Source organism: Pedobacter sp. 10L46_2, assembly GCF_056395165.1.
The window spans coordinates 59,607-86,155 of record NZ_JBFTIZ010000011.1; the positions used below are offsets into that span (position 1 = coordinate 59,607).

The 26,549-nt window shown below is 39.1% G+C and carries 18 protein-coding genes; 9 read left to right on the forward strand and 9 right to left on the reverse strand.

Features of this window, described 5'->3' with window-relative positions; genetic code table 11:
- Positions 1-15 precede the first annotated feature (15 nt).
- Both AC1DDX_RS02845 and AC1DDX_RS02850 read left to right on the forward strand, forming a co-directional pair.
- Complete coding sequence (locus AC1DDX_RS02845) at positions 16-678, forward strand: porin family protein (RefSeq protein WP_288881836.1); 663 nt, start codon at positions 16-18, stop codon at positions 676-678.
- Between the two features lie 38 nt (positions 679-716).
- Complete coding sequence (locus tag AC1DDX_RS02850; protein ID WP_288881838.1) at positions 717-2,357, forward strand: NAD+ synthase; 1,641 nt, start codon at positions 717-719, stop codon at positions 2,355-2,357.
- On the opposite strand, the gene lnt is transcribed toward AC1DDX_RS02850, so the two are convergent.
- The 3 genes from lnt to rsmI are packed head-to-tail and all read right to left on the reverse strand — an operon-like array spanning position 2,358 to position 5,392.
- Complete coding sequence (gene lnt / locus AC1DDX_RS02855) at positions 2,358-3,977, reverse strand: apolipoprotein N-acyltransferase (protein WP_337717331.1); 1,620 nt, start codon at positions 3,975-3,977, stop codon at positions 2,358-2,360.
- On the reverse strand, positions 3,977-4,633 hold the full coding sequence (locus tag AC1DDX_RS02860) for a PH domain-containing protein (RefSeq protein WP_172661649.1): 657 nt from the start codon (positions 4,631-4,633) through the stop codon (positions 3,977-3,979). Before AC1DDX_RS02860 ends, lnt begins: the two co-directional genes overlap by 1 nt.
- A 48-nt stretch (positions 4,634-4,681) precedes the next feature.
- Positions 4,682-5,392 carry a 16S rRNA (cytidine(1402)-2'-O)-methyltransferase gene (gene rsmI, locus AC1DDX_RS02865; RefSeq protein WP_337717333.1) on the reverse strand — a complete coding sequence of 237 codons (711 nt, stop codon included), beginning with the start codon at positions 5,390-5,392 and terminating at the stop codon, positions 4,682-4,684.
- A 77-nt stretch (positions 5,393-5,469) separates the two neighbouring features.
- Here rsmI and serS point away from each other — a divergent pair, with 77 nt between their 5' ends.
- Positions 5,470-6,741, forward strand: coding sequence for a serine--tRNA ligase (serS, locus tag AC1DDX_RS02870; RefSeq protein WP_337717335.1), 1,272 nt, complete (start codon positions 5,470-5,472; stop codon positions 6,739-6,741).
- 78 nt (positions 6,742-6,819) lie between these two features.
- Here serS and AC1DDX_RS02875 read toward each other — a convergent pair whose 3' ends face one another.
- From AC1DDX_RS02875 to ileS, 5 genes are all read right to left on the reverse strand, one after another.
- Entirely contained in the window at positions 6,820-7,134 is a 315-nt protein-coding gene (locus tag AC1DDX_RS02875; protein WP_048907641.1) for a hypothetical protein, read from the reverse strand.
- A gap of 110 nt (positions 7,135-7,244) precedes the next feature.
- On the reverse strand, positions 7,245-7,949 hold the full coding sequence (locus AC1DDX_RS02880; RefSeq protein ID WP_048907640.1) for an SIMPL domain-containing protein: 705 nt from the start codon (positions 7,947-7,949) through the stop codon (positions 7,245-7,247).
- Between the two features lie 86 nt (positions 7,950-8,035).
- Positions 8,036-8,638, reverse strand: coding sequence for a lipoprotein signal peptidase (locus AC1DDX_RS02885; protein ID WP_048907639.1), 603 nt, complete (start codon positions 8,636-8,638; stop codon positions 8,036-8,038).
- Positions 8,638-9,021, reverse strand: a complete 384-nt coding sequence (locus tag AC1DDX_RS02890) for a TraR/DksA family transcriptional regulator (protein WP_068891888.1) — start codon at positions 9,019-9,021, stop codon at positions 8,638-8,640. Before AC1DDX_RS02890 ends, AC1DDX_RS02885 begins: the two co-directional genes overlap by 1 nt.
- A 5-nt stretch (positions 9,022-9,026) precedes the next feature.
- Positions 9,027-12,374 (reverse strand): isoleucine--tRNA ligase, encoded by a 3,348-nt coding sequence (gene ileS, locus AC1DDX_RS02895; protein WP_477621765.1) that lies wholly within the window; start codon positions 12,372-12,374, stop codon positions 9,027-9,029.
- Between the two features lie 217 nt (positions 12,375-12,591).
- Here ileS and AC1DDX_RS02900 point away from each other — a divergent pair, with 217 nt between their 5' ends.
- Both AC1DDX_RS02900 and AC1DDX_RS02905 read left to right on the forward strand, forming a co-directional pair.
- On the forward strand, positions 12,592-13,140 hold the full coding sequence (locus tag AC1DDX_RS02900; protein ID WP_172661645.1) for a GNAT family N-acetyltransferase: 549 nt from the start codon (positions 12,592-12,594) through the stop codon (positions 13,138-13,140).
- Positions 13,141-13,271: 131 nt separating this feature from the next.
- A complete protein-coding gene (locus AC1DDX_RS02905; RefSeq protein ID WP_337717339.1) occupies positions 13,272-15,503 on the forward strand; it encodes a GH92 family glycosyl hydrolase in 2,232 nt (743 codons plus the stop codon).
- Between the two features lie 3 nt (positions 15,504-15,506).
- Here AC1DDX_RS02905 and AC1DDX_RS02910 read toward each other — a convergent pair whose 3' ends face one another.
- Positions 15,507-18,047 carry a Kelch repeat-containing protein gene (locus AC1DDX_RS02910; RefSeq protein ID WP_337717341.1) on the reverse strand — a complete coding sequence of 847 codons (2,541 nt, stop codon included), beginning with the start codon at positions 18,045-18,047 and terminating at the stop codon, positions 15,507-15,509.
- A gap of 180 nt (positions 18,048-18,227) precedes the next feature.
- On the opposite strand from AC1DDX_RS02910, the gene AC1DDX_RS02915 reads away from it, so the two are divergent.
- From AC1DDX_RS02915 to AC1DDX_RS02930, 4 genes are all read left to right on the forward strand, one after another.
- On the forward strand, positions 18,228-21,353 hold the full coding sequence (locus AC1DDX_RS02915) for a SusC/RagA family TonB-linked outer membrane protein (protein ID WP_172661642.1): 3,126 nt from the start codon (positions 18,228-18,230) through the stop codon (positions 21,351-21,353).
- A 21-nt stretch (positions 21,354-21,374) separates the two neighbouring features.
- The gene (locus AC1DDX_RS02920) at positions 21,375-23,399 is read left to right on the forward strand and encodes a RagB/SusD family nutrient uptake outer membrane protein (RefSeq protein WP_172661641.1); all 2,025 of its coding nucleotides are present in this window, start codon (positions 21,375-21,377) and stop codon (positions 23,397-23,399) included.
- Positions 23,400-23,417: 18 nt separating this feature from the next.
- Positions 23,418-24,122, forward strand: a complete 705-nt coding sequence (locus AC1DDX_RS02925) for a DUF3823 domain-containing protein (protein WP_337717343.1) — start codon at positions 23,418-23,420, stop codon at positions 24,120-24,122.
- A 207-nt stretch (positions 24,123-24,329) separates the two neighbouring features.
- The coding region (locus AC1DDX_RS02930) for an ABC transporter permease (protein WP_477621766.1) at positions 24,330-26,549 on the forward strand (2,220 nt) is incomplete at its 3' end.

Sequence of the window (26,549 nt, forward strand, 5' to 3'; positions counted from 1 at the left end):
GGAAAATATATTTATATGAAACACACATTTATCGCGATATTATTATTGTTTGTAACAGGAAGCGTTTTTGCACAAGATTCTTTATCTCCATATTACGGTTTCAGACTTGGATTAACCGCTCATCCAACAATAGGTTGGGTAAAACCACAGGTGGGTAAAAGTAATGGAGTTGCTCTTGGATTTTCCTATGGTTTAATGGGGGACTTTAATTTTGCTGAGAACTATAGTTTTGCAACGGGTGTTACCATCACTACAATTAATGGTAAAAGCACGCAGATAATTACTGAAGAAACTACTCCTCCAACTCAAATACCCTATGAACTTAAGTATAAGCTTCAATATATCGAAGTGCCACTTACAGTTAAACTAAAAACTGTTAAAATTAATGATATCCGCTGGTATGGCCAATTTGGTTTATCAAATGATTTTAATATCGGAGCCAAACAGGATGCCGATGCCGCAGGAAAATCAAGCTTGCGCGATGAGAATATTTCGAAAACAATTAAGCTATATCGTGCCGGCCTGATATTAGGTGCAGGAGCAGAATTTGACCTAAGTGGAAATACAAGTATTGCAGCAGGACTAACGTATAACAATGGCTTTACCGACATTACCACCGATAAAAATAATAATATCCGCAATCATTATCTTGGTATTAATTTTGGCGTTTTCTTTTAATAAACTTACTTAGCAGTACTTTCTACAATTACAAGCTCATGAATATAGCACTGGCGCAACTCAACTATCACATTGGTAATTTTGAATACAACACAAAAAAAATAATCGACAACATTCAGTTGGCAAAAGATAAAGGAGCCGACCTGGTTGTATTCGCTGAGCTGGCTATTTGTGGTTATCCACCACGTGATTTCTTAGAATTTGATGAGTTTATTGGTCTGTGCGAAACTGCTGCACAAGAAATTGCAGCTCATTGTAAAGGGATTGCCTGTATTGTAGGTTTGCCTGTTAAAAACGAGGTGCTTGCAGGAAAAGATTTATACAATGCGGCATATTTCATAGAGGAAGGAGAGGTAAAAGCCATTGCAAAAAAAGCATTGCTTCCAAATTACGATGTATTCGACGAATACCGTTATTTTGAACCTGCCACTCAATTCGAATGCATAACTTTTAAGGGCCGTAAAATAGCCCTAACCATTTGCGAAGACTTATGGAACATCAACAACAATCCATTGTATGTTTCCAATCCGATGGATGAATTGATTAAGCAAAACCCTGATCTGATGATTAATATTGCGGCGTCGCCATTTTCATATTGCCATGATGATGAAAGGGTAGTGGTTCTGGCAGATAATGCTAAAAAATATAAACTTCCTTTATTGTACGTTAATCAGGTAGGTGCGCAAACTGAAATCGTATTTGATGGCGGTTCACTGGCATTTGATAAAGAAGGTAATCTTCTGGATGAAATGGCTTATTTTAAAGAAGAGTTAAAGATCTATGAAGTTGAAGGTGATTTAATTAAAGGATATACGCCCAAAATACATAGAACTATTACCGACATAGAGCAGATTTACGAAGCGTTAGTCTTGGGTATTAAAGATTACTTTGTAAAGTCGGGCTTTAAAAAAGCAGTGTTGGGCCTTTCAGGAGGTATAGATTCGGCTATTGTATGCGCCCTGGCATGTAGGGCTTTAGGAGCGGAAAATGTAATGGCGGTGTTAATGCCTTCAAAATATTCGTCTGACCATTCTATTCAGGATGCACTTGATCTTGTTAGAAATATTGGTTGTCAGCATGAAATCATTCCAATTAAAGAGGCGGCCAATGCGTTTGACAATATGATGGCGGCTGCTTTTAAAGGATTACCTTTTAACCTTACTGAAGAGAATATTCAGGCAAGATGCAGAGGGATCATTGTGATGGCGATGTCTAATAAGTTTGGCTATATCCTTCTAAACACATCAAACAAAAGTGAATGCGCGGTAGGGTATGGTACACTATATGGTGATATGTGTGGCGCAATTGGCGTAATTGGAGATGTATACAAAACCCAGGTTTACCAACTGGCTAATTATATTAATAAAGACGGAGTGGTAATACCAGAAAATTCCATTGTTAAACCACCGTCGGCAGAACTTAGGCCAGGCCAAAAAGATTCAGATTCATTACCTGATTACGATATCCTTGATAAGATACTGTTTCAATATATAGAGCTAAAGCAAAGTTCATCAGCAATCATTGCACAAGGCTATGATGATGCGCTGGTAAGAAGGATCATTAAAATGGTAAATACGGCAGAGTTCAAGCGTTATCAAACACCGCCGATATTAAGGGTTTCTCCAAAAGCATTTGGTATGGGCCGCAGAATGCCCATAGTTGGAAAGTACCTTTCTTAGTTACTTTTTAACCCACTTTCTGTAAGGAATAATTAGTGCGAGCAAGCCAGCCAATACAGATAGAATTTTAGGAATAAAATCGCCATTTCTTACATAAAAAGTAAGATCATCATTTAAATTGATATCTGCTTTAATGGCTGTTCTGGTCCACCATTTGGTTTGCTGTATAATATCGCCTTTCTGGTTAATGAAACAAGAAATACCCGTATTGGCTGATCTTACAACATACCTGCGGGTTTCTATAGCTCTTAGTTTGGCATATAACAAGTGCTGGTCCTTTCCTGATGTATTTCCCCACCAGCCATCATTGGTTACAATAGCAATAAACTGTGCGCCATTCTTAACAGCTTGGGCCACCCAACCTCCCCAGATCGATTCATAGCAAATTACAGGTACAGCACCTACTCCACCATACGAATAAAATACTTGAGGGTCTTTTTGCCAGCCATAACCACCTACTGTTCCTCCAAAACCTTCAAAAACCGGTGCTAATACTGATAATGCTGTGGGAAAAGGCATTTTCTCTACTCCTGGTACCAATTTAGATTTGTGATAGAATTGTACATTAGCAGAGTTCTCTATCTGTAATGCGGCATTAAAAACATCAACATAGGTGCTATTATCATATTGTCTGGCCGAAGGCGTTTGTTTGTCGTTGTAGAACTTAATACTCTCAATGCCACTAATAATACTGCCATTTTTGTATTTTTCAAGGAATTTCTGAGCATCCAGGAATTCAGAATTGGTGCGGATTCTATCTTCATCAGAGCGATCTGAAATTGCTGTTTCAGGCCATATAAAATATTCGGTACTTGGCTGAGCAACGGAGTCGGATAAATGAGTAAGGATTTTAAGCTGCTCACTTGAAGAAATACCACCAAATTTTTTGTAAGGATCTATATTGGGTTGTACAACTACTACGTTAACAGGAACCTCTTTTTCTTCGTACTCGTAGTATAAGGTTAGGGACAATGCAATCGGCGCTGCAATAATCACAACCCACAGAAGTGCAAATTTAAATCGGGCAAAGCCAATAGCAGTACCCGGTTTAAGTGCTTTAAAGGCCTCATAAGCAATAATGTTACTTAGTAGTATCCAGAATGAACCGCCATAAACACCAGTGTATTCATACCATTGCGCAAGCTGATGCATGCCCGATAGGCCATTCCCTAAATTCATCCATGGAAAGGAAAGATCCCAGCTCTGGTGCAAAAACTCCATTGCAATATAAAAGCATATTAGCCCCAAATAGGCAATGTATTTATTTACCAGTCTGCCTAGTCTGTAATATAGCCAGAAAGCAAAAGTCATGAGCAGTGCTCCTAAGCCATAAGGGATAAGCGAAACAAAGAAAGATACCACAGGGCCATTTACTGAACTTATGGCATTATACACCCAATAAATAGATGCGGTATTCCAAATTAGAAAGGTTAATCCTGCTGTTAGGAAAATACGCTTACCTTTTTTAGGATTTTCGCTTTGTTTAATTCTTTCTAAGGCAATAAGTAATGGAACAAGACCAACCAGTAATAATGGAGTGGTAAACTTAATAGGAGGCCAGGCCAGCCACATTAAAAACGCACTTAGTAAAGCAAGGAGAGCAGTGTTTCTGAATTTCATTATAAGCTGTCTAAAATATCGGCTTTTTTAGCTTCATATTCTTCCTGCGTAATAAGGTGTTTATCATACAGGCTTTTTAGTTTTCTTAGCTTTAATGTAGTTTCATCTTCTGGTTCTTCTACCGGTATTGCAGGCGCAGCAGGGGGTGGAGAAAAGAATGCTTGTGGCTCGTCTTCTTCCACTGGTTCCGGAGCGGGCAATGTATTTACAGTTACTGGCGATGTGGATGATCTTCTTTCTTCCAGATCAAGTTGTCTTTGTTGCTCTTTAAAACTTTCTAATTGCTCATATGCAGCCTGATATAACTTGCGGGCCTGCACTTTAGGGATATATTCTGTGATGATATTTTCGCCATGTAAAGGCACGCAAATGAATTTAGAACCAAATAATTCTTCTTTAAAGGAAACTTCTTTAATGCTCTTCCAGGAAATGTCTTTAAAATTCATGGTAATTCCAAAATTGCCAGGCTCACAATAGAAGATACGCTTGTTACTTACTGCAATACAATCAGGTAAAAGATTTACCGCCGGCTTTTTTTGTACAGCCATGTAAATCAGTTCCTCATTGCTGGTTAACATATCATTTAATTTACCTAAAACTTTTTCTACAGCTTTAGGATCCTGTTCGTCACTTAAAAATCTATCTATTAATATCATGTTATTTTCTTATAATAATTTCAGTAGTGAGCTATCAAAAATTGAACCCTAATTATCGCGATCATACTTAGCTTTCTTTTTTACTTCTTCAGCTCCCGCAATACAAATTACGAATTCTCCTTTTAATATATTGTTTTCAAAATGTGATTTAATTTCGGTTAAAGTACCTCTCACAGTTTCTTCATAAAGTTTGGTTAACTCACGACTTACCGATGCCTGACGATCTGCACCCAAATACTGTGCAAATTCCTCAAGTGTTTTAAGTAACCGATGCGGGCTTTCATACAAAACTATTGTCCTTTCTTCCTCAGCCAGTTTTTTAAAACGTGTTTGTCGTCCTTTTTTTACGGGCAAAAAGCCTTCAAAAACAAAGGCGTCAGAAGGCAATCCTGAGTTTACCAGGGCAGGCACAAAGGCCGTAGCTCCAGGCAAGCACTCTACTGCCAAATCATTTTTTATTGCTTCCCTAACCAAAAAGAAGCCAGGGTCGGATATTGCAGGTGTTCCGGCATCTGATATCAAAGCTACCATTTTACCTTCTTTCAAAAACTTAATGATTTCTGAGGTTGCCTGATGTTCATTGTGTTGGTGATGTGAATATGCTTTTTTATCAATCCCGAAATGCTTCAGCATAGGGGCGCTGGTACGGGTATCCTCTGCAAGGATCACATCAGCTTCTTTTAAAATCCGGATTGCCCTGAAGGTCATGTCTTCAAGATTTCCAATAGGGGTGGGCACAAGAAATAGTTTACCTTCCATAATTATTAGGTCTCGTATTGTGCTACTGCATTCGCAATGACGAGTTAAGTTATTATCTTTGTTTAAAAAATAAAATAATGCTGCAAGTTAACTATATCCGCGAAAATAGAGAGAAAGTTTTAGAAGGACTAAGTGTACGTAATTTTAAGCACCCAGAACTGGTTGATGAAATTATTAAAATTGACGAAGAACGAAGACAAGTTCAAACCTCGCTGGATAACCTTTCCGCAGTAGCCAATGCAGCTGCAAAACAGATTGGTGAACTAATGCGTAGCGGAAAGAAAGAAGAAGCAGAGGTACTTAAAGCAGAAACTACGTCAAATAAGGAAGAGCATAAGAACCTTTCAGATCAGTTAACAGAAGTGGAAGACGCCTTATATGGTTTGATTGTACAGCTACCAAACCTACCTCATCACCTTGTAAAACCAGGGAGTGTAGCTGAAGACAATGAAGTTGTTTATGAACACGGCAATCCTGCCGATTTACCGGAAGGTGCACTGCCACACTGGGAATTGACTGCTAAATACGATATTATAGATTTTGAGCTTGGTACAAAAATAACCGGCGCAGGTTTTCCTGTATATAAAGGCAAAGGCGCGCGTTTGCAAAGAGCACTTATTAATTTCTTTTTGGACCACGCAACAGAAAAGGGATACAGAGAAATGCAAGTGCCTCATTTAGTTAATGAAGCCTCAGGTTTTGGTACCGGACAGTTACCTGATAAAGAAGGACAGATGTACCATGCGGGAGTAGATAATTTATACCTTATACCAACAGCCGAGGTGCCTGTAACTAACCTTTATCGTGATGTGATTTTAAAGGAAGAAGAGCTTCCCATAAAAAACACAGCATACACGCCGTGTTTTCGCAGAGAAGCAGGATCATACGGCGCGCATGTACGTGGATTAAACCGCTTGCATCAGTTCGATAAAGTTGAAATAGTACAGGTTGTACATCCGGATAAATCTTATGAAGTTCTGGAAGACATGAGTGCGTATGTTCAATCGTTGCTTCAGGAGCTAGGTCTACACTATCGTGTATTGCGTTTATGTGGTGGCGATATGGGCTTTACCTCTGCAATGACTTACGATATGGAAGTATGGAGTGCTGCGCAACAACGCTGGCTAGAGGTATCTTCAGTATCTAACTTTGAAACATACCAAAGTAACAGACTTAAATTAAGATTTAAAGGTGCTTCTGGTAAAACGCAATTGGCACATACATTAAATGGAAGTGCACTGGCGCTACCTCGTATTGTTGCCGCTATTCTGGAAAATAACCAAACTGAAAAAGGAATTAAAATTCCTGAAGCTTTGGTAAAATATACAGGTTTTGAATACATTGATTAAATAAGATCAAAACTTCATAAGCAAAAAAAGCTTCCCAATTGGGAAGCTTTTTTTATAGGTAGATGTAAATAAGGTATTCTATAGAATAAGAATTAATAATAAAATAATGATGATGATTGCACCAACTGAAAGGTAAACACCGCCACCTAACGCATTTGCTTGTTTTTTCAACCCTCTCAATTCTTTACGTAACTCTTTCTTCTCAGTTTTTGACAACTGAGATTTGTCCATTGAACGGATCTCCTGAACACGGTCAGTGATCTGTTTTAGCTGAATTTGCTGCTCGGCAGTCATCTCAGTTTTAATCTTGTCTGTCTTTCCTGCGGCAGAAACTGTGTTTGCGCTGATTGCCAATGTGAAAACTAGCACTAAAGAGTAAATTAATCTTTTCATACGATTTGAATTTTGTGATATTATCTAAATAACAAAAAACCTACCAAAAGTTATTGGTAGGTTTTTTAAAGGTATTTCCTTAAAACTGTATACTCAAGTAGTCACTACTACTATTTAATTTCGAATACTGTATTCATTATATAGTTCAGTTTTATTTTTTTAAAGTCAATCTCCGGTGCAGCAGCGCCTGCCATATCAGCACTTTCAGCTTTCATCATCATTACATTACGATACATTGGCTGTGGATATTGTTCATTGTTCACTTCCTGGATGTCAATTACACTACCTAATTTATCCCCAAGGGCTTCAACCAGGTAAGACGCTTTTTCTTTAGCAGCCTGTAGTGCTTTAATTTTTAGTTCTTTTTTAAGTGTTTCAATTTTTGAATAATCATAACTGTCAACGTTGGTATAAGCGATTCCTTTAGGATCAATAGAACCAATGATATCATTCCATTTATTCAAATCAGATACTTTTAAGCGATACTGTTTGCTAGCCAGATAATCAGGGTTTTTCTTTTTCTCCGTAACTATAGCATAGCTTGATAAATTGTTGATGGTTAGGTTTTCTTTGTCGATACCTGCTTTTTGAACAGCAGCATACAACTGGCTTTCCAAAGTAGTGATCTCCACCTTTTTCTTACTGTTGTTATCTTTTAAATATTCTTTTAAAGAGATACTGATGTAAATAATGTCTGGAGTAACTTCGGTTTCCGCAGAACCGCTAACACTAATCTTTTTTCTTAAATCTACTTGTTGAGCCATAGCGCTTATACTTAATAAGGAAACGAAGGCAAGGGTTAATAACTTTTTCATAATGATAAATGTTTTTCTTTTGTGTATTTAATAGTTAGATGAAATTACCATACCAATTCCACAAATCATTAGCACAAATCATAAAATTATTCTTCAACTATCTCATTATTAGGGCCAATTTCTTCTTTAAATTCTTCCTTAAAATAAGTTTTCTGGAACACAAGTATGATGATTACACCAACAGAGATGGCCGCGTCTGCAATATTAAATACCGGTCTGAAAAAGATAAAGTCCTCTCCGCCCCATATTGGAAACCACGAAGGAAAATGACCTTCCCAGATGGGGAAATAGAACATATCTACCACTCTTCCATGGAACCATCCTGCATAACCATATATTACGCCATACAGTACTGAATCTATAATATTTCCTAGTGCACCTGCAAATATCAATGCCACGTTTAAGATAAGACCACGATGGTATTTCCTTTGGATCAGGTAATGTAATCCATAACCGATACCGGCAACGGCTGCTATTCTGAATAATGATAAGGCAAGCTTACCAAACTCCCCGCCAAACTCAAGTCCAAAGGCCATCCCGTTATTTTCGGTAAAATGAATAATGAACCAATTGCCAATGATCTTGAACTCCTGACCCATAAACATATTGGTCTTGATCCAGGTTTTTAAAACCTGATCGGCAAGCAAAACCAGGAAAATTATTAATAAAGGTTTTGTATAGCCTTTCATTACGACTGCTTCAGTTTAGCTTCCATGCTTAAAGTTGCGTGCGGTACAGCACGTAAACGTTCTTTCTGAATCAGTTTACCTGTTTCTCTGCAGATACCATAAGTTTTATTCTCAATACGCACTAATGCAGCCTCTAAATTTTCAATGAATTTTTTCTGACGTGCAGCCAGTTGGTTTAATTGTTCTTTTTCAAGAGTTGCAGAACCATCTTCAAGCGTTTTGTAAGTGCCAGAGGTATCTTCTGTTCCGTTAGAATTAGGACTGCTTAGAGAGTTCGTTAAATCAAGAAACTCTTCTCTGGCCATACGTAATTTTTCCTGAATCAATTCTTTAAATTCTTGAAGTTCACTGTCAGAGTACCTTGTTTTTGTAGCTTTTTCCATAATAATTATTGTTTGGCAATCGAAATTTGTAATTCAACATCATCGATTACTATTTTGTTTCCATTATCTAAACTTTCTGTTAATTTAACCTCATCCGCTAAAATTTCCGAGCAAATGTATGTTTTATTTTGAGCTACAGCTGCAGCTACTAAATTATGGTTTTGTAAAGTCACAGTAATTCTATCTGTAACTTCAAAATTAAGTTCTTTTCTTAAATTCTGAATTCTGTTAATTAGTTCACGCGATAATCCTTCCTGTTTCAGTTCGTCAGTTATCGTAACATCAAGAGCAACAGTTAAGTTACCCATATTAGTTACCTGCCATCCTGGTATATCCTCAGCAATGATTTCAACGTCGCTCAACTCGATAACATAATTAGTGCCAGTAATTTGATATTTCCCTTCATTTTCAAACTGACTCAATTGTTCCTGTGTCAAGTTGTTTACTACTTCGGCAACCATTTTCATGTCTTTACCAACCTTAGGGCCTAGCGCTTTAAAGTTAGGTTTGATCTTTTTGGTAATGAAGCCAGCAGTGTCGGTAATATACTCAATATCCTTAATATTCGTTTCTGATAGGATTAATTCTTTAACTAATTCAACCCTTTCAGCAAATTTATTATCAAGTACCGGGATTAGGATTTTAGCCAAAGGCTGACGAACATTGATACTTGTTTTTTTACGCAGCGACAATACCATCGACGATATGTCTTGTGCCAGATGCATGCGTTCATTCAGTTCTGTGTCAATCAAGCTCTGATCAGCTTCCTTAAGTAGGGCAAGATGTACAGATTCAACATTATTAGCAGCATCTCCTGCAGTTAAATTCTGGAATAACCAGTCCGCAAAGAAAGGAGCTATAGGCGACATCAGTTGCGAGATACTGGTTAGGCAAGCATATAAGGTTTCATACGCAGCTTTCTTATCCGCAGTCATTTCGCCCTTCCAGAAGCGGCGGCGTGATAAACGGATGTACCAGTTACTCAAGTGTTCATCCACAAATGACTGAATTGCTCTTGCAGCTTTTGTAGGCTCATAAGCAGCATAGCTTTCATCCACCTCTGCAATTAATGTTTGCAGTAAAGATAGAATCCATCTGTCAAGCTCACTGCGTTCAGCAACTGGAGTGAGCTTATCCTGGTCTATTTCAAACTTGTCAATATTTGCATAAAGGGCAAAGAACGCATAGGTATTGTAAAGCGTTCCAAAGAACTTGCGGCGTACCTCTGCAATTCCTTCAATATCGAACTTTAAGTTGTCCCAAGGATTTGCATTAGATATCATATACCAGCGTGTAGCGCCCAGGCGTTTAGACATTTTCTGCCCGTTTTTGTCGAGTACCAATCCATTTGAAACTACATTTTTATAGGCAATTTTATCAAAAACCAGTGCTCCAATAGCGTGTAAGGTATAGAACCATCCACGAGTCTGGTCAACTCCTTCGGCTATAAAATCAGCAGGGAAGTCTTTTTGCTCATCAATTTTATCTTTATTTTCAAAAGGATAATGCCATTGCGCGTAAGGCATTGCGCCAGAGTCAAACCATACATCGATCAGGTCACTTTCACGATTCATAGGTTTTCCCGAAGGTGAAACCAATATAATTCCGTCCACTACATTCTTATGCAGATCTACTAGATCATAATTGGTTTCAGACATGTTGCCGATCTCAAATCCTTTAAAAGGATTTTCTTTCATAAAGCCGGCTTCTATTGACTTTTCTATGGCATTATATAACTCTTCAACAGAGCCAATTAATATTTCTTCTCTTTTGTCTTCCGTTCTCCAGATTGGCAAGGGAATTCCCCAATATCTAGAGCGCGAAAGGTTCCAGTCGTTTGCATTTTTTAAMCAGTTTCCAAAACGGCCCTCTCCTGTAGACTTTGGTTTCCAGTTGATGGTCTCGTTCAAATCAAACATCCTGTCCTTAATGTCAGTTACTTTGATGAACCAGGAATCCAGAGGGTAATATAATAACGGTTCATCAGTTCTCCAGCTGTGCGGGTAACTGTGAACATACTTTTCTACCTTAAACGCTTTATTTTCTTCTTTCAGGCGGATAGCAATTTCTACGTCTACTGATTTCTCAGGAGCCTCACCTTCGTTGTAATATTCATTTTTTACATATTTCCCTGCCAGATCACCTACGTGAGCAGTAAATCTTCCCTGCAAGTCTACCAATGGAACCGGAGATCCATTCTCATCCAAAACCAGCATCGGAGGGACCTCAGGTGTGGCTTCTTTAGCTACTTTAGCATCATCGGCACCAAAGGTGGGCGCTGTATGTACAATACCTGTTCCATCTTCTGTAGTCACAAAGTCTCCGGAGATCACACGGAAAGCATTTTCAGGATTTTGGTATGGTAAAGTATAAGGTAAAAGCTGTTCATATTTAACACCTACCAGGTCTGCGCCTTTACACCCCGTTAAAATTTGATAAGGGATCTTTTTGTCACCCTCTTTGAAATTACTGAAATCTTCCTCAGCAGTGCTTTCAAAGTATATTTTATTAAACTGTTTTCCTACCAGGTTCTTGGCTAAGATTACATTTACAGGAAGGTAAGTATATTGATTAAAGGTTTTTACCAGTACATAGTCTATTTTTGGACCTACAGTCAGCGCTGTGTTCGATGGTAAAGTCCATGGCGTTGTTGTCCATGCCATGAAATGTATATCTCCAAACCCTGTCAGGAAAGCAGGTAATGTGTCAGGTAACGATTTAAACTGGGCAACTATGGTAGTGTCGGTTACATCACGATAAGCTCCCGGCTGATTTACCTCATGTGAGCTTAATCCTGTTCCCGCTTTTGGAGAGTAAGGTTGGATGGTATAGCCCTTATATAATAAACCTTTATCGTAGATCTGTTTCAAAAGCCACCAAACCGATTCCATATATTTCGACTTATAAGTAATATATGGATCATCCATATCCACCCAATAGCCCATTTTCTCGGTAAGGTCGTTCCATACATCTGTATAACGCATTACGGTTCTTTTGCAAGCCTCATTATACTCTTCAATTGAAATGGTCTTTCCTATATCTTCTTTGGTGATGCCAAGTTCCTTTTCAGTTCCCAGTTCTACAGGAAGTCCGTGAGTATCCCATCCTGCTTTTCTTTTTACCTGAAATCCTTTAATAGTTTTATAACGGCAGAAAATATCTTTAATAGCACGCGCCATTACGTGGTGAATACCAGGCATTCCATTTGCAGAAGGCGGCCCTTCGTAAAAAGTAAATGGGTTTGATTTTGATCGGGTCGAAATGCTTTTTTCAAAGATGTTCTCCGCTTTCCAAAAATCAAGTATCTCTTTTCCTATTTTCGCTAGTTCTAACTGTTTAAATTCCCTATACATCAATCAAGTATCTCCAAAAATTAAGGATGCAAAGTTAAGTTATTAGAATGAGAAATTGAAGTGTTGTTTAAAGCTTTTAAACAGCCTAGTGCATCTTGATAGCTCCTGGCGGGTGTTTCGGTATTTGCTCGGTTTACCTTGTTCGCAAAAAGTACCTTAAAGAAAATAAATTTGCATTTTCGCAGTTATTAAAATAATACTACATCCCTATTTACTCATGAAAAACCTTGATTTTTCTATTTTTCCCGTAATAAAGACCTCCCGTCTTTTACTTAGAGAATTAGCTGCCCAAGATGCCCTGCAAATTCACATGCTGCGGTCTGATCCTAAAATTGCGGCCATGACTGGCAGAACACCTTCTACTGGTATAGAAGATGCCATGGCTCACATTTATAAGATTGGAAAACTCATAGAGAACAATGCCAGTATTTACTGGGCAATTTCTTTACTTGACAACCCTTCTTTAATCGGAACCATCTGCCTCTGGAATTTTGATGCTGAAAATGCCATTGCAGAGATTGGTTACGAGCTGCTTCCCGATTTTCAGGGAAAAGGATTTATGAGAGAGGCTATTACTGCTGTGATAAAGTATGGATTTGAAGAATTGAAAGTAAAAACAATAACAGCTTTCCCTTCAGCAAATAATATCAGTTCAGTAAAAGTTTTAAAGATGGCTGGTTTTAAAAGAGATAACAAAGTCTATCCGAATTCGCACGGCGATAGTGTAGATAATGTGGTTACGTTTTCTTTAACATTGCCAGAATAACTCAAAAACCGGTATAAATTTTTCATTATTCTATTACAATTAAGGATTTATTATGATGTAATTAATCCCCGATGTTTTATTTGTGTAGTTCACCAAATGTAAACCTATTAATAAACCATCAATTAGAATTCATGAATTTTTTTTATTGCAGAACGAGAACGAAACTTAGTATTTGTATAGTCCTTGCACTTTTCGGAATAACTGACATAGCCAATGCACAAAGCAAAAACAGTCAAAAGTTAACGGATTTTGTAGACCCATTTATTGGGTCGGGCTCACACGGACACGTTTTTATTGGAGCCAGTGTTCCTTTTGGAGGCGTGCAAATTGGCCCCGATAATTTTTATAAAGGCTGGGACTGGTGTTCGGGATACAATTATCAGGATAGCGTAATCAGAGGCTTTGCGCAAACCCATTTAAGCGGTACCGGAATAGGCGATCTTTCTGATATTGCCATTATGCCTTATACAGGAAGTGCTAAAACAGATAAGGGCCAGGAAAAGGTTCCGGGAAGTGGCTATGCTTCACTTTTTTCCCATAAGAATGAACAAGCAAAACCAGGTTTCTATTCGGTAAAACTGGGAAACGGCGTCAATGTAGAGTTAACCGCGTCCGAGAGGGTAGGTTATCATCGGTATCATTTTCCTGCAGGAAAAGAGGCACATGTGATCATCGATTTAAAAGAAGGTATTAATGATCAGTCTACCGATACCCATATTGAGCAGGTTGATGATTTTACATTCAAAGGTTATCGTAAATCATCTGGCTGGGCTAAAGATCAATGGATCTATTTTGCCATAAAATCGTCAGTAGCCATAAAGAACTTTGCATTATACAATAACAATACGCTTTTAAAAGATAAGGCGGCAACTGATAAAGCAATAAAGGGGCTCTTTAATTTTGATCAGGCACCTGCTCTTTTAGAACTTAAGGTTGGAATATCGCCTGTAAGTTCAGAAAATGCACTTGATAATATCACTGCAGAAATCCCAAAATGGAACTTCGAGCAGATCGTAAAACAAGCAGATGATAAATGGAACAAGGAACTATCCAGGCTTACGGTTGAATCTAAGAACATCACAGAAAAGAAAATCTTTTATACAGCGATGTATCACACTATGATCAACCCATCATTGTTCAATGATCATAATGGCGATTATCGTGGCGCCGATAAAAAGGTATATAAAAGTGGCTCGTTCGCTAATTACAGTGTTTTTTCAACCTGGGATACTTATCGGGCAGCTCATCCGCTCTATGTACTTACACAGCCTAAACGTGCTGCTGATATGATAAATTCAATGCTGGCCATTTATGATCAGCAAGGGCATTTACCAATCTGGCACCTTATGGGAAATGAAACAGGTACAATGGTAGGTATGGCAAGCAGACAGATTGTTGCCGAGGCCTATCTTAAGGGGATAAAATTTGATGGCGAAAAGGCCTTTGAAGCTTTAACAAACAGTTCAGAAGTGAATTTACTTGGCCTGGAGTATGCTAAAAACTTTCAGGTAATACCTAGTGATAAAGAAGGAGCTTCAACCGCCAAAGGAATGGAATATGCAATAGGGGACGGAAGTATTGCACTAATGGCGCAAAAAATGGGAAAGGGAAATGAGTATAACAACTTCAAAAAACGTGCTGAGAACTATAAGCTATACTTTGATCCGGCTGATAAATTCTTTAAAGGAAAACTATCAGACGGCAGCTGGACTCCTGGCTTTGATCCGTTTAAAAGTAAAAACGTACTTTACTCAGAAGGAAATGCCTGGCAATACAACTGGCTTGTTCCTCAGGATGTAAACGGTTTAATCGGTTTGCTGGGCGGTAAAGAAGCCTTTAATCAGCGGCTTGATCAATTTTTTACACTACCATTTCAGGACGAGGGAGGGTTGGAGGATATGACGGGGCTGATTGGGCAGTATGCTCATGGAAATGAGCCTGGGCACCACATTCCTTATCTGTACAACTACGGTGGACAGCAATGGAAAACGGCTGAAAAGGTAAGACATATTTTAAAAGAAATGTATCATGATCGTCCAGATGGCATCATCGGAAATGAAGACTGCGGACAAATGTCGGCATGGTATGTATTTTCGTCTTTAGGGTTCTACCCTGTATTTCCGGCCTCTGGAACTTATGCCATCGGGAGTCCGTTATTTGACAAAGCCACAATTAATTTAGAGGGCGGAAAAAAATTCATTGTTGAATCTGTAAGCAACAGCGACAAGAATATTTATATCCAAAGCATTCTATTGAACGGGAAAAAATATGAGGAAAGCTATTTACAGCATGCCGATATTATGAAAGGTGGTACACTAAAAATTACAATGGGAAGTAAGCCAAACTATAATTACGGCAAATAACCATTACCCCAGTATTTCCTGAAAGGTTTTATTAAAGCTTTCTGCATAAATGGCTTTATATTCTTTATTGAAATTCTCGAATATAGATTTAGCCAGAGAGTGCTTACCTAAAAATACAAGAGCCTGGCATTTAATTGCCATGGCTTCTTCATTTACCGGATCAAAGTTAAATACACAATCCGCTAAAGATATTAAAAATTCAGGATCATCCGAGATCTTCATGCTTGCCGCCATATGGAGGTAAGTATCGATGATCTCGTTTGAAATTTCATACTTCAAAGGATCCAGCCAGCTGTATTCTGCATTTGAAAGAAACCCACCCCGAGATACAATTTTTGTAAGATCTATGATCTTGTTTTTGTTGATGTCGGTTTTGCTTTTAACAATATTCAGATATTCTTTATAGTCTATTCTGATCTTGTCGTAATCGATCAGCATTTTCCAGTAACCGGTCTCTTTAGATATCTCACAGCTATCCATGCTTTCCAGAAGCAGCTTCAGCTTTGCAATACTAACAGATCTGTTATTCCTGGCGCTGCCAACAGACTTGTCGGCCCATAAAATCTCTTCCAGTTTTTCTGAACTAACGCCTCGTCCCCAGCGCACGGTAAACAATAATATTAGCAGGAAAAGCTCTTTTATTACTGGGGTAAAGAGCTTGGTAATATCTTTTCCTTCTCTGTCAAATAGCTGAAGGTCGCCAAACAGAAACATGGTATTTCTTATATCATCAGGCATATCAGTATTTTCTTGCTTTATGTTTACCAGTTCAGGTTCTTTAAGGGTTATTACCGGTACTTTAACTGAGGGCTTAGCTAATGTCTTTTGGTTTCTGATTCGTTTGTATCCTAAATATAACATGCACAGAATTAGCGCTCCTGAAATTACCATATACCAGTTTATTGTAAAACGGGGTGGGGTATTGTGCACTGCCTGTTGTATTTCGGGAGGGGCATGTAAAGTATAGATCTTAACGGAGGAACTGTTTGCTTTCTGATCATAATAAAGCAATACGGCTACAAACTTTTTGCTAACCTTACAATAATACAAGTCTGCAAACGATGATATGTCGTGGAAAGTATAAGGAATGCGGCTGCCTACAAATTCATAGGAAGGATTTTTAAGCGATCCCTTGATCATAGCCAAAGAAGAATTAAATATGTGGTTTACAAACGTGAGGGCATAAAAAGATTGTTCCTTCTCATCAATAACCATGGAGTTTGCGAAAGCGAATTCTTCCTTTCCGGGATTCAGCTCAAATAGCTTTTTGAAAGTTTTGTGTTCAACATCATAAAAGCTGAGGTCGTAGAGGTTCTTTGGATTCAGAATCTGCTGACCGGTCGTACTTCCATATCCTCCAAGTATGTAAGCGCCGTTTTTCGTTGCACCCAGTGCAGCAAGGTAGCGTGGAGTAAAATCTCCGCTTGTTTTAACCGAACTTAGTTTTTTATCTTTAAAATGATAGCGCTGAACATCTCGTTTATAGTTATAATGTCCATAGCCCCCAATAAAATACAGACTGTTGTCATTTGCAGAGTAGAACTTGTTTAAATGCCAGAAATTTGTAGGTACGTTTTCGCCAGTATACTTGCTATCCCATGTGTTATTGCTAAAATTGAACCCACTCATTAGTGAAAAATCTACATAGAAATTTAATAGCCCCAGTTCATTTTGATAAATAGATTGATTTCCATAAAGCATTGGCTGCAATCCGGATTTATAATCGGCGATAGTTGTTTTTTCCGTTTTTACATCGTAAGTCTGCAAGGATTTTTCAGTTACTACAAATACCCGTTCGCGATCAGCATCAAAGGCAACACTTGCCGATCCTGCAACCTCAGCAGATTTAACGAGTTCCCATTCAATGTGCATTTTTCTAATCCAGTTCGGATTAATTACTCCGGCATTTTTTCCTTTAATCTTTTCTGTTGCACTTAATCCGGTATATTCATTTAATGGCCAGTGATGTGTTAGCTTGTCATCCTCAGTTATTTTTATCTCTTTGATCTTCATTGGCGGCACATCCTTCACTTCATGTTCCTTATAATTATTGGCACCAAAGCAGATTCTGTAACAATTCTTTTTTAAGGGGATTTTCTCACGATAAACTTTGCCATCAGCGGTAAGAACCAGTTCCTGGTTTTCCTGATCAAACCTGAGCTTTATGTTGTACCAGTTTTTAAACAGCTTGTCTAGTTTTATATCGAACTCAATGTTCGACATCTTATCACCTATAACCAACTTAAGATGGTTTTTTGCCTCCAGGCTTTTATCGTATATAAGGTCGATGTTTCGTTTTTCCTGATCTACAATTCGGAATATATAACCAAAGTAATCGGTATGGCCTGTCATAAAAGAAAAATCGAACGATAGCTCAAAGGTGTTATTGAAACATAGTGGATCAGCAGCGGTCAGGTCCAGTCCTGTTCTTTTTTCCTGTATAGTCTCATGCCCCGTAAAACAAAGGCCATAATACTGTGCATTTGTGATCTTCGGAGTTATAAAAAGAAAGGCAAAACAAGTCAGGTAGAATTTTAATCCCATAGTCATATCTGGTCTCGCTAAGATAAGCAAATTTGGCAAATCCCCTTCCAATATAGCTTCTATGTGGAATATGAAATTTTTTCTAAGATTTTTTCTCCAACTAAGACATTTTTAAGCCTTTTTTAAGGCTATTAAATTACTTAGTGTTTAAATAAACCAAATATTAAACCAAAACTAAGTATGAAAAGACTACTATTTTTCTTACTCGCATGTTGTATTACAACCTATACATATGCGCAGAACATTACCGTAAAAGGTAAGGTTACGGATGCCGCCGGCGGGCCTTTAATTGGTGCCGCGATAAAAGTGAAGGGAAGTTCAGGAGGAACTTCAGCCGACAATAACGGAGAGTTTTCTATCTCTGTTCCCACAGGTTCTTCTCTGTTAATTTCCTTTGTTGGTTTTCAACCTAAAGAAGTGCAGGTTACAAGCGGCGGGCCATTAAATATTATACTTTCTGACAGCGGTAACAGCCTTGGAGAAGTGGTTGTTGTAGGGTATGGTACACAGAAAAAAGCCACCCTTACCGGATCCATTGCCTCTGTTTCCAATGCCGAGATCTCAACAACCAAAACACAGAACGTACAGAACATGCTAACCGGTAAAGTTCCCGGGCTTCGTGTTGTACAAAGAACATCAGAGCCTGGTGTTTTTACCAATCAATTTGATATCCGGGGCTTTGGTAATCCGTTAATTGTTATTGATGGGGTACCGCGCGATAATATTACTCGTCTTGATCCTAATGAGATCGAGAGTATTTCAGTTCTAAAAGATGCAGCTGCTGCGGTGTATGGAGTAAGAGCTGCTAATGGGGTTGTACTCGTAACCACCAAAAAAGGGAAATCTGGCAAGCCGGAAATTACTTATGCTGCTTATTATGGTCAGCAAACACCAATCGGATTGCCTGAGCCTGTAGGTGTAATTGACCGTTTCACGCTAATGAACGAGAAGACCATGCATAGAGTTGATGGACCTGTACTAACGTATAACGATGAAGATTTTGCCCCTTATCGTAATGGAACAAAAACAGGTACCAACTGGTATGACATGACAATGCGTGATTTTGCACCTCAGTTCCAGCAAAACCTTAGTGCCAGTGGCAGTTCAGGTGATACTAAGATAGATTATTTCATTAACCTTGGTTATGCCAGGCAAGAAGGAATCTGGAAAAGCAATTCCTTAAAATATGACAGGTATAATCTGCGCTCTAACTTAAACGCCCAGATCTCTAATCGTTTAAAAGCCTCTTTAAAACTTAACGGTATTTTAGAGAATAAAATGAATCCTAAAGTTCCTTCCTGGCAGCTGTTTTCGCAATTATGGAGAGCACAGCCAAACGAAACCTATTATGCAAATAATAATCCTGATTATCTGTATAAGCCAGTTTTCGAACATCCCGGAGCAAATTCAGATAGTGATTTATCGGGTTACCAAAAAGACCAGAACAGCTGGTTACAGAGCCAGTTTTCATTAGACTATCAGGTGCCATATCTTGATGGATTAACCGCAAGGGGATTGTTCTCGTACGATGCCAGAAATAACAATTTTAAGGATTATAGAAAAGGTTATAACGTATATGATTATAATGCAGCAAGCGATTCTTATACCGCCTATAATAAGAATGGTCCCGATCAGTTGCTTAGAAGGTATAGCACAACACCTAACTCATTATTGCAACTCTCGTTGAATTATGTAAAAAGTATAAAGAAACATAACATAAACGCCTTAGTACTCTACGAAGAAGGTACTTCGAGTGCCGATAATTTTTTTGCACAGCGTGATCTTGCCTTGCCTGTTGAATACCTATTTGCCGGAAAAGCACTAGGCCAGGTGGCAAATACCAATATTGACGGTGTATCTGAAACAGCAACCAGAGCTGTAATAGGCAGATTGAACTATGATTTTTCAGGGAAATACCTTGCCGAGTTTAGCTTTCGTTATGATGGTTCTTCGAGGTTTTCTGATAAGAAACAATTTGGGTTCTTTCCGGGTGCTTCTGTTGGATGGCGCATATCTGAAGAATCTTTCATGAAAAATAATTCATCACTGTCATTTATCGATAACCTGAAAATCAGGGCGTCATATGGTATTATGGGCGATGATGGAAACGTAAGGTATCAGTTCCTTTCGGGCTACGATTATCCGTTTAATGGAAACAGAGAAGCACTTGGTGGGGGTTATATGTTTGATGGCGGTTTTGTTAACTCAGTTGGCTTTAGAGCAGTACCAAATCCAGACCTCACATGGGTAGAGGTTAAAACAACCAATATCGGGTTAGATGCTGAATTGTGGAAAGGCAAACTTGGGATTACATTTGATGCATTTAAACGCCGCAGGGATGGACTTTTAGGCAACCGTTTGGTAACTGTACCCGGTTCATTTGGTGCAAATATGCCACAGGAAAACCTGAATAGTGATGAAACGCGCGGGCTTGAACTTGCATTAAGTCACAGAAATAGGTTCGGAGAGCTGGGCTATAACATCAGCGGAAATGTATCGTTAACACGTACTAAAATTATTTATGAAGAACTTGGACGTGCAGGAAATTCACAGGAAAACTGGAGAAACAACAAACTCAACCGCTATAATGATGTATGGTTTGGCTTTGGGTATGTAGGACAGTTTCAATCATTTGAGCAGATTGCCAATTATAACCAGTTTACCGGTAGAGGTACACTTCCTGGCGATTACATTTACGAGGATTGGAACGGCGACGGGACTTTTGATGATCTGGACCGTTATCCAGTTGCTACTGCCATTAATCCAAACAGTACCAGTGCTGATGGAAACGATGCCCGGCATAACTATCCATTGCTAAATTTTGGGCTTAACCTTGGTTTCGATTACAAGGGTTTTGATCTGAACCTGCTTTTCCAGGGCGGCGCGATGTCTTATGTTTCCTATCCTGAAGCCTTTAGAGAGCCATTGGCCTTCGATGGAAATGCGCTGGATATGTTTATGGACAGATGGCATCCTGTTGATCCCAAAGCAGATCCTTATGATCCCGCCAATAAATGGGTACAAGGATACTACGCTTATACGGGAACGGTTATTAACGACAATTCGCGCAGGGCGATTCAAAATGGTGCTTATATGCGTTTAAAGAGCGCTGAGCTTGGTTATTCACTTCCTAAAAAAATACTTACAAAAATAGGGATACAAGGATTACGCGTATATGCCAACGGATACAACCTGCTAACCATTACGAAGATTAAAGGATTAGACCCCGAGCGCCCTTCAGAACTTTATGGGTACATCTATCCAATCAGCCGTACAATTAATTTCGGAACAAGCATTAGCTTTTAATAAGGATCCAGACAAATGATTATGAAACAATTAAAATATATAGCATTTATGCTTCTTTTTGGAGCAGTATGCGCTTGTAATAAACTGGACATTGCCCCTGTAAATATTGTACAGGATAAGGATCTGTTCACAGATGCGGGAATGCAGGCCTATATGGCCGCTCTCTATAGCCGCATGCCTATTGAGGATTTTAAATACAGTGCCGGCGATGGCACAGAAGGGTTTAATACCTGGAATCAAATCGCCTTACCCATGTTAAATACCGGAGAAAATGCCAATCGAAACAACGGAGGTTTTGTAAATCCTGCCAGAGGGTACTGGAAAAGCGGTTACCAGGTTATTCGCTATTCCAACTATCTGATCGAAAATTTACCTGCTTATGCCGCGTCACTAACACAGCCAAAGGTTGATAAATGGATAGCTGAAGCACGTTTTATTCGTGCTTTTACATATTTTGCTTTGGTAAAGCGTTACGGAGGAGTACCTATTACAAGTCAGGTTCAGGCTTTAAATGCCAACGTAGAAGAATTGCAGATTCCAAGAAGCAGTGAACAGGAAGTTTATGATTTTATACTGGCAGATCTTGATTATGCCATTACAAACATGAATGAGGCAAGTGAGCAAAAGGGACGTGTAAATAAGAATATTGCTGCGGCATTTAAATCGCGCGTTGCGCTTTTTGCCGGTTCAAAGGCCAGATATGGTACTCAATATGTTGTTGATGGCATAATGCTTAATGGCATTCCGGCGGCAAAGGCCAATGATTATTTTAAATTAAGCTTTCAGGCTGCAAAAATGATTGAAGGTAAGTATTCTCTTTATAAAAAAACATGGTCGCCCACAGATAAAATTGCTTCTGCAAATAATTATGCTGCACTTTTTCTGGACACGGAGAGTCCCGAAACGATCTTCTCAAAAGGTTATTCCTTTGTAGAAAATGTACATAGTTTCGATGCAGTTTATTCGCCGCCACACATGACTTCAACTTATGGCGATCGTTTTAATCCTACTTTGGATTATGTAGAGCTTTTTGATGGATTGCCAAAGAATTCACGTGGCGAGATACAGACCACTAAGCCTGATGGAACCTATATCGTATATGATTATGTAGAACAGCTTTTTGAAAATTGCGAGCCAAGGTTAAGAGGCACAGTTTTATTGCCGGGCCAGGCTTTTAAAGGACTGCGTACCGATCTTCGTCGCGGAACATTTATCGAAAGTATAGATCCGGCCACCCCTATACAAAAGTTGGTGCCAGAGGGTTCAACAGCAGCTTATTCTTCCAATCCATTTTATAATCCAAACGTAAAACAGGCAGGAACATGGAATAGTCAGGTGCCAATTGTATTGTCTACTGGGCAGTCAATTAACCCTACTGGCCTGGATGGCCCAACTTCTTCAAACAATGCCACCGTTACCGGTTTTCATGGACGCAAATATCTAAATCCAAATGTTTCAGCGGCGCTTACCAAACTCCATGAGTCTACTCAGTCGTGGATTGAAATCAGATATGCAGAAGTATTGCTAAACCGTGCCGAAGCAGCGTTAGAACTTGCACAGCATGGTGTAAATAACTTAGACGGTGTTGACCTTCAAAATGATGCTTTTGTACAAATCAATGCCATTCGTGAGCGGGCAGGAGCGGTATTGTTAACAGATCAGGGCGAGCTTTCTGCAGGTGCGGCACTTGCACCGGGAACCGGTGTTGGGTCATATGTACTGGCGCCAACAAGAGGATTGCAGCTTGTAAGGATAGAGCGCAGAAAGGAACTTGCTTTTGAGCATAAGCTTTGGTGGGACATGCTGAGATGGAGAACTGCCGATCTGGAAGTTAATTCGAGAATCTGGAGAAAGCTTAATCCCTTCCTGTTTGCTAAAGGATCGGTTCCTGAAGCGCCAGATTATGTAAAGGGCAAGTATATTTTTGATGCCAGACTGGAAGAGCGCAATTCAAGATTTACCGTGGCTACTAAATATTACTATGAAGCTATTCCGGGTGCTGAGATTGCAGCAAATCCTAAGCTAAAACAAAACGAACAGTATTAACCATTACAGAAATCAGGTATGAAAAAGATATTATTTATGTTATTGTTTTTTGCAGGAGTGGCAGCATTGCATTCCTGTAAAATTGACGATTATGAGGCCCCTTCGGCAGTATTGCAAGGAACAATCCTTGACGATAAAGGACAGGGTTTACAGGCTGAACAAGGCCAGGGGAACACCAGAATCAGAATGGAAGAACTGAGCTGGAGCAGTACACCAACCCCCATGTTTTTAAATATTAAACAAGATGGTAGTTATATAAACAACAAGTTATTTGCCGGCAAATATCGCATTAGCCCAATTGAGGGTCCCTTTTATCCGGTAACAGCAGAGGAAATTGATGTCAAGGGTACAACAACCCACGATTTTCATGTAGTGCCGTATGTAGTTGTAGAATGGGTGGGTGATCTGGTAGTTACCGCCGACAAAAAGATCTCTGCTAAATTTAAGTTTAGCAGAAATGAGGCGCCAGCCGGACAAACCAAACCTACCGTTGCTGATTACAGGTTGTTCGTGTCAACTACAAAGTATGTAGGCAACAATAATTTCGATCCTGCAAATGGTCTGGTAACCGTTATCCCAAATGAAAATACCGAAGTTGCCATCACCACAAATGCAGCAATGAAATATGCCACTACTTACTATGTGAGGGTAGGCGTAAGGGTAAATGATAATTTCAAAAAGTACAATTATACCACAGTAAAAGAGATAACAGTAACCCCATAATTTATTAGGTTAGTTAGTTAAGCGGCGAGGGCTTTGGCTTCCTGAGCCGCTTTTCTTATTTAAAACCTAACTGTACATTTATGTACATAGATTGTACGGAAATGAACAATAAATCGCCGGCATAAATATAAATGGCCGATATTTAGGTGTATGGAGTTGTTTCTGAGAATGGCATATCTTTGGCGTAAGAGATGAAAAACCCCGGATATGTTTTTAATCAACTTTAGAATAGCTTTAAGAAACCTTTGGAAAAATAAAGGTTTTTCTCTGATCAACATTGGAGGGTTAGCCATTGGTATGACCTGTTGTTTAATGCTCCTGATGTATGTGGGTTACGAATGGAGTTATGATAAACAATTTAAGGATATAGACCGTATATATGCTGCTAAACTTACCCTAAATGTAAATGGGAAACTTTTAACAACAGACGCAACCCCAAATAAGCTTGCAGGTGCTGCTTTGGTAAGCTTGCCCTCGGTAGAAACTGCCAGTAGGATAGCTATGGGCGAGTCAACGAAATTATTTGGTACTGCCAATAACAATTTTAAGTTGACTACCCTAAATGTTGACCCTGGCTTTTTGAAGATATTTGATTACAAGTTTATTCAGGGAAACCCCGAAACAGCTTTAAGCGAACCCAATTCGGTTTTACTTACTGCCTCAGCGGCTAAGAGGCTATTTGGAAGTGTGAACGTTTTAGGCAGCAGCGTAAAGTGGGATAATAGTAAGATCCTGAAGGTCTCTGCGGTAGTAGAAGATCTGCCAAAGAACATGACCCATCAATTCGAAGCACTGCAACCCTGGTCATTTTTTGAGCAGGAACATCCCGGAGAGAAGGACAATGGTTGGGGAAGCATTACCTGCTTTACTTTATTCAAGTTAAAAGACAAAGCTAGCTTCGAGGTTACAGATGCTGGAGTAAGACAGTTGATTAAGAAAAATGATAAGGAGACTACTCTCCAGGCTTTTCTTTTTCCCTTTGGCAAATACCATCTTTATGATCATTTTGAAAATGGTAAGTCAGCTGGAGGAAGGATTGATCAGGTAAGGCTGTTCATTTTTCTGGCGTTCTGTGTTCTGCTAATTGCCTGCATTAATTATATGAACCTTTCAACTGCACGATCAGAAAAACGTGCAAGAGAAGTAGGAGTGCGCAAGGCACTTGGTGCTTCCAGAAAAACGCTGATTGGTCAGTTCGTAATGGAGTCACTTGTGCTTTCATTAATTGGTATTTTGATTGCATTTGTACTGCTAGAGGGTGTGCTGCCCTATTTTAATAATCTGCTGGATATCTCTATCCAAATCAATTACAAGTCACCCTACACATGGGTAACACTACTCTCGCTAATCTTATTCACAGGTGTGCTTGCAGGAAGCTATCCCGCGTTTTATTTGTCATCTTTTACACCTGTAAAGGTATTAAAAGGCTTTACCGGAATAGGTAAGTCCTCATTGCCGATGCGCAAAATACTTGTTGTGGTGCAGTTTACCATCTCAATTTGTATGATCGTTTGTGCTATTGTGATCTATTCCCAAATCCAATTCATGAAAAATAAGCCGTTAGGGTTTAACGAGAATAACCTGGTGCAACTGGATCTGGAAGGCGAGTGGTTAAAGCTGCAGAAGCTGGAGATCTTTAAAGCGGAGCTAAAAAATGCTGGCGCGATTGTTTCGGCAACAGAATTTGCAAGTTCATTTACTCAGGGAGGCACCATAACCGGAGATATTAGCTGGCCAGGTAAGGCGGCAAATGATAATTCTATAATAGATTATCGAAGTACAGGTTTCGATTTTGTAAAAACGATAGGTACGACTATGGTGATGGGAAGGGATTTCTCACCTAAATTTGTTGCTGATACAGCAACATCATTACTGCTAAATGAAAGTGCCGTGAGAACGATGGGGCTTAAAAATCCGGTGGGCTCTAAAATTACCTGGGGCGATCAATCGCTAAATGTAATTGGTGTTGTTAAAGATTATACAAACGAACAGCTGGGTGCAAAGTCAAAACCTACCGTATTTTATTGCAACATTGCTCAAAGCAAAGTATTGCTGCTTCGTCTTAATCCGGATCAATCGCTAAGCAAATCAGTTCAGTCTATCAAAGACATTAGCCTTCGACTCAATCCTTCTTATCCCGCAGATCTCCAGTTCGTTAATCAGGGTATGCAGCAGAAGCTAAAAACAGAGCGATTGCTCAGTGTGCTTTCTAATCTGTTTGGTTGTTTTGCTATTTTTATCTCTTGTTTAGGCTTGCTGGGGCTTGCTTTATATATTGCGGAGCAGAGAAGTAAAGAAATCAGTATCAGAAAGGTTCTTGGTGCCGATTTGAAAAGTATTCTTGTTCTATTGAACAAGGATTTTATAAAACTGGTTATTCTATCAAATATGATTGCTATTCCAGCTGCTTATATTATTGCGGTAAGG

Bases quoted from the DNA above. Each gene is read 5' to 3' on its own strand.
- rsmI (WP_337717333.1), bottom strand. From the start codon at position 5,392: ATGGAAGGTAAACTATTTCTTGTGCCCACCCCTATTGGAAATCTTGAA.
- AC1DDX_RS02875 (WP_048907641.1), bottom strand. From the start codon at position 7,134: ATGAAAAGATTAATTTACTCTTTAGTGCTAGTTTTCACATTGGCAATC.
- lnt (WP_337717331.1), bottom strand. From the start codon at position 3,977: ATGAAATTCAGAAACACTGCTCTCCTTGCTTTACTAAGTGCGTTTTTA.
- AC1DDX_RS02885 (WP_048907639.1), bottom strand. From the start codon at position 8,638: ATGAAAGGCTATACAAAACCTTTATTAATAATTTTCCTGGTTTTGCTT.
- AC1DDX_RS02925 (WP_337717343.1), top strand. From the start codon at position 23,418: ATGAAAAAGATATTATTTATGTTATTGTTTTTTGCAGGAGTGGCAGCA.
- AC1DDX_RS02880 (WP_048907640.1), bottom strand. From the start codon at position 7,949: ATGAAAAAGTTATTAACCCTTGCCTTCGTTTCCTTATTAAGTATAAGC.
- AC1DDX_RS02900 (WP_172661645.1), top strand. From the start codon at position 12,592: ATGAAAAACCTTGATTTTTCTATTTTTCCCGTAATAAAGACCTCCCGT.
- AC1DDX_RS02860 (WP_172661649.1), bottom strand. From the start codon at position 4,633: ATGATATTAATAGATAGATTTTTAAGTGACGAACAGGATCCTAAAGCT.
- serS (WP_337717335.1), top strand. From the start codon at position 5,470: ATGCTGCAAGTTAACTATATCCGCGAAAATAGAGAGAAAGTTTTAGAA.
- AC1DDX_RS02915 (WP_172661642.1), top strand. From the start codon at position 18,228: ATGAAAAGACTACTATTTTTCTTACTCGCATGTTGTATTACAACCTAT.
- AC1DDX_RS02850 (WP_288881838.1), top strand. From the start codon at position 717: ATGAATATAGCACTGGCGCAACTCAACTATCACATTGGTAATTTTGAA.
- AC1DDX_RS02920 (WP_172661641.1), top strand. From the start codon at position 21,375: ATGAAACAATTAAAATATATAGCATTTATGCTTCTTTTTGGAGCAGTA.
- AC1DDX_RS02890 (WP_068891888.1), bottom strand. From the start codon at position 9,021: ATGGAAAAAGCTACAAAAACAAGGTACTCTGACAGTGAACTTCAAGAA.
- AC1DDX_RS02905 (WP_337717339.1), top strand. From the start codon at position 13,272: ATGAATTTTTTTTATTGCAGAACGAGAACGAAACTTAGTATTTGTATA.
- AC1DDX_RS02910 (WP_337717341.1), bottom strand. From the start codon at position 18,047: ATGGGATTAAAATTCTACCTGACTTGTTTTGCCTTTCTTTTTATAACT.
- AC1DDX_RS02845 (WP_288881836.1), top strand. From the start codon at position 16: ATGAAACACACATTTATCGCGATATTATTATTGTTTGTAACAGGAAGC.